This window comes from Burkholderia sp. Ac-20379 (assembly GCF_017104645.1).
Classification (GTDB): Bacteria; Pseudomonadota; Gammaproteobacteria; order Burkholderiales; family Burkholderiaceae; genus Burkholderia.
Genome location: NZ_JAAGPF010000409.1, coordinates 1 through 5,762, shown reverse-complemented (window position 1 = coordinate 5,762; position 5,762 = coordinate 1). Strand labels below are relative to the sequence as shown.

The following is a 5,762-nucleotide window of genomic DNA, read 5'->3' as shown; positions in this document are numbered from 1 at the left end:
GGCCGCTGGCCGCCGCGGGCGTGGCCGCGCTCGCGTCCGAAGCCGTCACCTGGGCCGGCTTGCCGGGCTGGCTGGCCGCGCTGCTCGCGGTGGCGTCGGTGGCCGTGTGCGGCCTGACGACCTACCGCAAGGGCTGGATCGCGATCCGCAACGGCAACCTCAACATCAACGCGTTGATGAGCATTGCCGTGACCGGCGCGATGTTGATCGGCCAGTGGCCCGAGGCCGCGATGGTGATGGTGCTGTTCACGATCGCCGAACTGATCGAGGCGAAGTCGCTCGACCGCGCCCGCAACGCGATCTCGGGCCTGATGCGGCTCGCGCCCGACACGGCCACGGTGCGGCAGCCCGACGGCAGTTGGGCACCGGTCGCGGCGGCCGCCGTGGCGCTCGGCGCGATCGTGCGCGTGCGTCCCGGCGAGCGGATCGGCCTCGACGGCGAACTGGTGGACGGCCGCTCGAGCGTCAACCAGGCGCCGATCACCGGCGAAAGCCTGCCGGTCGAAAAGGCGCCCGGCGACGCCGTGTTCGCGGGCACCATCAACGAGGCCGGCTCGTTCGACTATCGCGTGACCGCCGTGGCCTCGAACACCACGCTCGCGCGCATCATCCACGCCGTCGAGCAGGCACAGGGCGCGAAGGCGCCGACGCAGCGCTTCGTCGACCGCTTCTCGCGCATCTACACGCCGATCGTGTTCGCGATCGCGCTGGCGGTGGCCGTGATCCCGCCGCTGCTGGCGGGCGGCGCGTGGCACGACTGGCTGTATCGCGCGCTGGTGCTGCTGGTGATCGCGTGCCCGTGCGCGCTGGTGATTTCCACGCCGGTCACGATCGTCTCCGGGCTGGCCGCCGCCGCGCGGCGCGGCATCTTGGTCAAGGGCGGCGTGTATCTGGAGGAAGGCCGCAAGCTCGGCTGGCTCGCGCTCGACAAGACCGGCACGATCACGCACGGCAAGCCCGCCCGCACCGATCTCGAGGCGCTGGCCGACGGCATCGCGTTGCCCCGCCTCGCGTTCCTGGCCGCGAGCCTGGCGAGCCGCTCCGATCACCCGGTGTCGCAGGCCGTCGCGCGCGCCGCGGCCGATGCGGCGCCGTTCGCCGAGGTCGACGGCTTCGAGGCCTTGCCGGGCCGTGGCGTGCGCGGCGCGATCGACGGCGCGTCGTACTGGCTCGGCAACCGGCGGCTGGCGGCCGAACTCGGGCGCGCCTCGGCCGCGCTCGACGCGCGCGTCGCCGCGCTCGAATCGCAGGGCAAGACGGTGGTGATGCTGATCGATGCGGCGCGCGTGCTCGGCCTGTTCGCGGTGGCCGATACGGTCAAGGACAGCAGCCGCGAGGCGATCGCGCAACTGCACGCGCTCGGCATCCGCACCGCGATGCTGACGGGCGACAACGCCTACACGGCGGCGGCGATCGCGCGCGAGGTGGGCATCGACGACGCGCGCGGCAACCAGTTGCCCGAAGACAAGCTCGCGGCCGTGGTCGAACTGGCGCAGGCAGGGCGCGCGGTCGGGATGGTCGGCGACGGCATCAACGACGCGCCCGCGCTGGCGCGCGCCGACATCGGCTTCGCGATGGGCGCGATGGGCACGGATACCGCCATCGAAACGGCCGACGTCGCGCTGATGGACGACGACCTGCGCAAGATCCCCGAATTCGTGCGGCTCTCGCGCGCCACGCACCGCGTGCTGCTGCAGAACATCGGTTTCGCGCTGGTGGTGAAGGCGGTGTTCTTCGGTCTGACGATCGCCGGGTTCGGCACGATGTGGATGGCCGTGTTCGCCGATGCGGGCGCGAGCCTGATCGTGGTCGGCAACGGCCTGCGGCTGCTGCGCGCCTCGCGCGGCTAGGCGGCCGTCATTTCGTTATCCGCAGCAATCCGGCGATCCCCGCCGCTCACCGCAGCGGCAGGTGGATCGCGGTCAGCAGTCGTTCGGGCGGCGTGGTGCGCGGATCGTTGAGATAGGCCTCGAACGACGGCGCATCGGCCGGCACATGGCCCGACGACGGCAGCCATTCGCCGAACAGCCAGGCGTACGCGCCGCCGAGCGTGTCGTACGGCCCTTCGTGGATCAGCACGGCGCAGGTGCCGCCCGCGATCGTCAGGTGTTCGAACGGTTCGGGCAGCGCGATCGCCGCGGTGTCCGGGCCGAGCGCGAAGCACGCATGCGAGCGCAACTGCGCGGCCGGCACCACGGCCGGATCGTCGTGGAAGATGCCGAGGCAGCACGCATCGGGGCCGAACAGGCCCTGCGCATCGATCCAGGCGGCCAGCCGCGCGAACGCGGCCTGCATGTCGCCGTATGGCCCGCGATGTTCGGCGGCCACCACCTCGATCGGGGCAAGCTCGCGGATCTCGATCTGACGCGCGTTCATGAACAGGTCTCCTGAATAGGGTCGATGCACGCGCGGGCGACATCGTGAACCGGCGCGCGGCGCCGCACATCGTACGAAACCGCCGCCGTCCGCGCAATCTCCCCCGCCCGCCGCGCCTTGATCCACGCCGTCACCTTTGCCGATTTTCGATAACGCGCGGATTTGTGACGCTCTAGCATCGGTTCTCCATCACCCGCTCCGGCGCGCCGCGCCCGACGGGCCGCACCCGAGGAGAACGCGATGCATGCAGAGTCGAACGGCCATTCCGGGCCGGCACTGAAACAGACCCTCGGCACCTGGCAGCTATGGGGGATCGCGGTCGGCCTGGTGATCTCGGGCGAATATTTCGGCTGGAGCTACGGCTGGGCCAGCGCCGGCACGCTCGGCTTCGTGGTGACCGCGCTGTTCATCGCCGCGATGTACACCACGTTCATCTTCAGCTTCACCGAGCTGACCACCTCGATCCCGCACGCGGGCGGCCCGTTCGCCTACGCGCGCCGCGCGTTCGGCCCGGTGGGCGGCTATCTGGCCGGCATCGCCACGCTGGTGGAGTTCGTGTTCGCGCCGCCGGCCATCGCGCTGGCGATCGGCGCCTATCTGCACGTGCAGTTCCCGTCGCTGGAGCCGAAGCACGCGGCGATGGGCGCCTATCTCGTGTTCATGGCGCTCAACATCGTGGGCGTGCAGATTGCCGCGACGTTCGAGCTGATCGTCACGGTGCTGGCGATCTTCGAGCTGCTGGTGTTCATGGGCGTGGTGTCGCCGGGCTTCTCGTGGTCGAACTTCACGCACGCGGGCTGGAGCGGTGCCGATCATTTCTCGCTTGGCTCGTTCAACGGCATGTTCGCGGCGATCCCGTTCGCGATCTGGTTCTTCCTCGCGATCGAAGGCGTGGCGATGGCCGCCGAGGAAGCCAAGAACCCGAAGCGTTCGATTCCGATCGCCTACGTGGCCGGCATCCTGACCCTCGTGGTGCTGGCGATCGGCGTGATGGTGTTCGCGGGCGGCGCGGGCGACTGGAGCAAGCTCGCCAACATCAACGATCCGCTGCCGCAGGCGATGAAAACCATCGTCGGCGAGCACAGCGGCTGGATGCACATGCTCGTGTGGCTCGGCCTGTTCGGGCTGGTGGCGTCGTTCCACGGCATCATCCTCGGCTATTCGCGCCAGATCTTCGCGCTGGCCCGCGAGGGCTACCTGCCCGAGTGGCTCGCCAAGGTGCATCCGCGCTTTCGCACGCCGTACCGCGCGATCCTCGCCGGCGGCGTGATCGGCATCGCGGCGATCTACAGCGACGAGCTGATCCAGTTCGGCGGCCAGACGCTGACGGCGAACATCGTGACGATGTCGGTGTTCGGCGCTATCGTCATGTACATCGTGAGCATGGCGGCGCTGTTCAAGCTGCGCCGCTCGCAGCCCGCGATGGCGCGGCCGTTCCGCGCGCCGCTGTATCCGCTGTTCCCGGCGTTCGCGCTGGTTGCCGCGCTGATCTGCCTCGGCACGATGATCTATTTCAACGCGCTGGTGGCGGGCGTGTTCGTGGCGATCGTCGCGCTCGGCTTCGTCTACTTCCTGGCGACGCGCGCCCAGCGCGCCGCCGCGCCCGCCGAGGCGCTGCTCGAGGAATGAGGCGCGGCGCGGCCTTGCTGGCCGCGCCCGCCGCCTGACCGCAGGAGATTCGCAGATGGCCTATACGGAGACGATCGGTTCGCGCACCTACCGGTTCGCTGACCTCAAGACCCTGCTTGCCAAGGCAAGCCCCTTGCGCTCGGGCGACCAGCTCGCCGGCGTCGCGGCGGCCAGCGAGGAGGAGCGCGTGGCCGCCAGGATGTCGCTGGCCGCCGCGCCGCTCAAGGCATTCCTGAACGAGGTGCCGATCCCGTACGAGCGCGACGAGGTCACGCGCCTGATCGTCGACGATCACGACGTCGGTGCGTTCGCCGAGATCTCGCATCTCACCGTCGGCGATTTCCGCAACTGGCTGCTGTCGCCGGCCGCCGACGGCGCCGCGCTCGAACGTGTCGCGCCGGGCCTCACGCCCGAAATGGTCGCCGCCGTCTCGAAGCTGATGCGCAACCAGGATCTGATCGCGGCGGCCCGCAAGCGCCGCGTGGTCACGCGCTTTCGCAACACGGTGGGCCTGCCGGGGCGCATGTCGGTGCGCCTGCAGCCGAACCATCCCACCGACGACGTGAAGGGCATTGCCGCCTCGATGCTCGACGGCCTGATGTACGGCTCCGGCGACGCGATGATCGGCATCAATCCGGCCACCGACAGCCTCGCCGCGATCACCAAGCTGCTGAACATGATCGACGCGTTTCGCGAGCGCTACCGCGTGCCGACGCAGTCGTGCGTGCTGACCCACGTCACCAACACCATCGCGGCCATCGAGAAGGGCGCGCCCGTCGATCTGGTGTTCCAGTCGATCGCGGGCACCGAGCAGGCCAACGCGAGCTTCGGCATCTCGCTCGCGCTGCTCGGCGAGGCGCACGAGGCGGCCCGGTCGCTGAAGCGCGGCACCGTCGGCGACAACCTCATGTACTTCGAGACGGGCCAGGGCAGCGCGCTGTCGGCGAACGCGCATCACGGCGTCGACCAGCAAACCTGCGAGGTGCGCGCCTACGCGGTGGCGCGCAAGTTCCGGCCGTTCCTCGTCAACACGGTGGTGGGCTTCATCGGCCCCGAATATCTGTACGACGGCAAGCAGATCATCCGCGCCGGGCTGGAGGATCATTTCTGCGGCAAGCTGCTCGGCGTGCCGATGGGCTGCGACATCTGCTACACGAACCACGCCGAAGCCGACCAGGACGACATGGACACGCTGCTGACGCTGCTGGGCGCGGCCGGCATCAACTTCATCATGGGCATTCCCGGCGCCGACGACGTGATGCTGAACTACCAGAGCACCTCGTTTCACGACGCGCTGTACGTGCGCGAGGTGCTGGGCCTGCGCCGCGCGCCCGAGTTCGAGGAATGGCTGGAGACGATGGAGATCGCCGACGCGAAGGGCGCGCTGATGCCGGTTTCGCCGCGCACGCCGCTGCTGGCGGGCGCGGACGACTGGATGGGGATCGGCGCATGAGCGACGCCGTCGAGAAGAACCCCTGGGGCGGCCTGAAGTCGTTCACCAACGCACGCATCGCGCTCGGCCGCGCGGGCAGCAGCCTGCCCACCGCGCCGCTGCTCGCCTTCACGCTCTCGCATGCGCAGGCGCGCGACGCCGTGCATCAGCCGCTCGATGCGGAGGCATTGCGCGGCGAGCTGGAAGCGGCCGGCTACGCGACGCTCGCGGCCGACAGCGCCGCGCCCGATCGTCAGCATTACCTGCGCCGGCCCGACCTCGGCCGGCGGCTGTCCGACGCGAGCCGCGAGGCGCTGGCGGCGGC

Annotated in this window: 5 protein-coding genes; 4 read left to right on the top strand and 1 reads right to left on the bottom strand. The window is 70.0% G+C overall.

Translation table 11 applies throughout. From position 1 onward, the window contains the following. On the top strand, nucleotides 1-1,850 hold a 1,850-nt coding region (locus G3N92_RS30160), incomplete at its 5' end, for a heavy metal translocating P-type ATPase (protein WP_206131214.1). 46 nt (nucleotides 1,851-1,896) lie between these two features. Here G3N92_RS30160 and G3N92_RS30155 read toward each other — a convergent pair. Next, complete coding sequence (locus tag G3N92_RS30155) at nucleotides 1,897-2,376, bottom strand: GyrI-like domain-containing protein (protein WP_206131213.1); 480 nt, start codon at nucleotides 2,374-2,376, stop codon at nucleotides 1,897-1,899. Nucleotides 2,377-2,616: 240 nt separating this feature from the next. Between G3N92_RS30155 and eat the strand changes: the two genes are divergently transcribed. From eat to G3N92_RS30140, 3 genes are all read left to right on the top strand, one after another. Further along, nucleotides 2,617-4,005, top strand: a complete 1,389-nt coding sequence (gene eat / locus G3N92_RS30150; RefSeq protein WP_206131212.1) for an ethanolamine permease — start codon at nucleotides 2,617-2,619, stop codon at nucleotides 4,003-4,005. 55 nt (nucleotides 4,006-4,060) lie between these two features. After that, a complete protein-coding gene (locus tag G3N92_RS30145) occupies nucleotides 4,061-5,458 on the top strand; it encodes an ethanolamine ammonia-lyase subunit EutB (RefSeq protein WP_206131211.1) in 1,398 nt (465 codons plus the stop codon). After that, a partial coding sequence (locus tag G3N92_RS30140; RefSeq protein ID WP_206131210.1) for an ethanolamine ammonia-lyase light chain EutC occupies nucleotides 5,455-5,762 on the top strand: 308 nt, incomplete at its 3' end. The genes G3N92_RS30145 and G3N92_RS30140, both read left to right, overlap by 4 nt.

What these genes read in the sequence shown, in the direction of transcription:
- G3N92_RS30155 (WP_206131213.1), bottom strand. Translation starts at nt 2,376, where the DNA reads ATGAACGCGCGTCAGATCGAGATCCGCGAGCTTGCCCCGATCGAGGTG.
- eat (WP_206131212.1), top strand. Translation starts at nt 2,617, where the DNA reads ATGCATGCAGAGTCGAACGGCCATTCCGGGCCGGCACTGAAACAGACC.
- G3N92_RS30145 (WP_206131211.1), top strand. Translation starts at nt 4,061, where the DNA reads ATGGCCTATACGGAGACGATCGGTTCGCGCACCTACCGGTTCGCTGAC.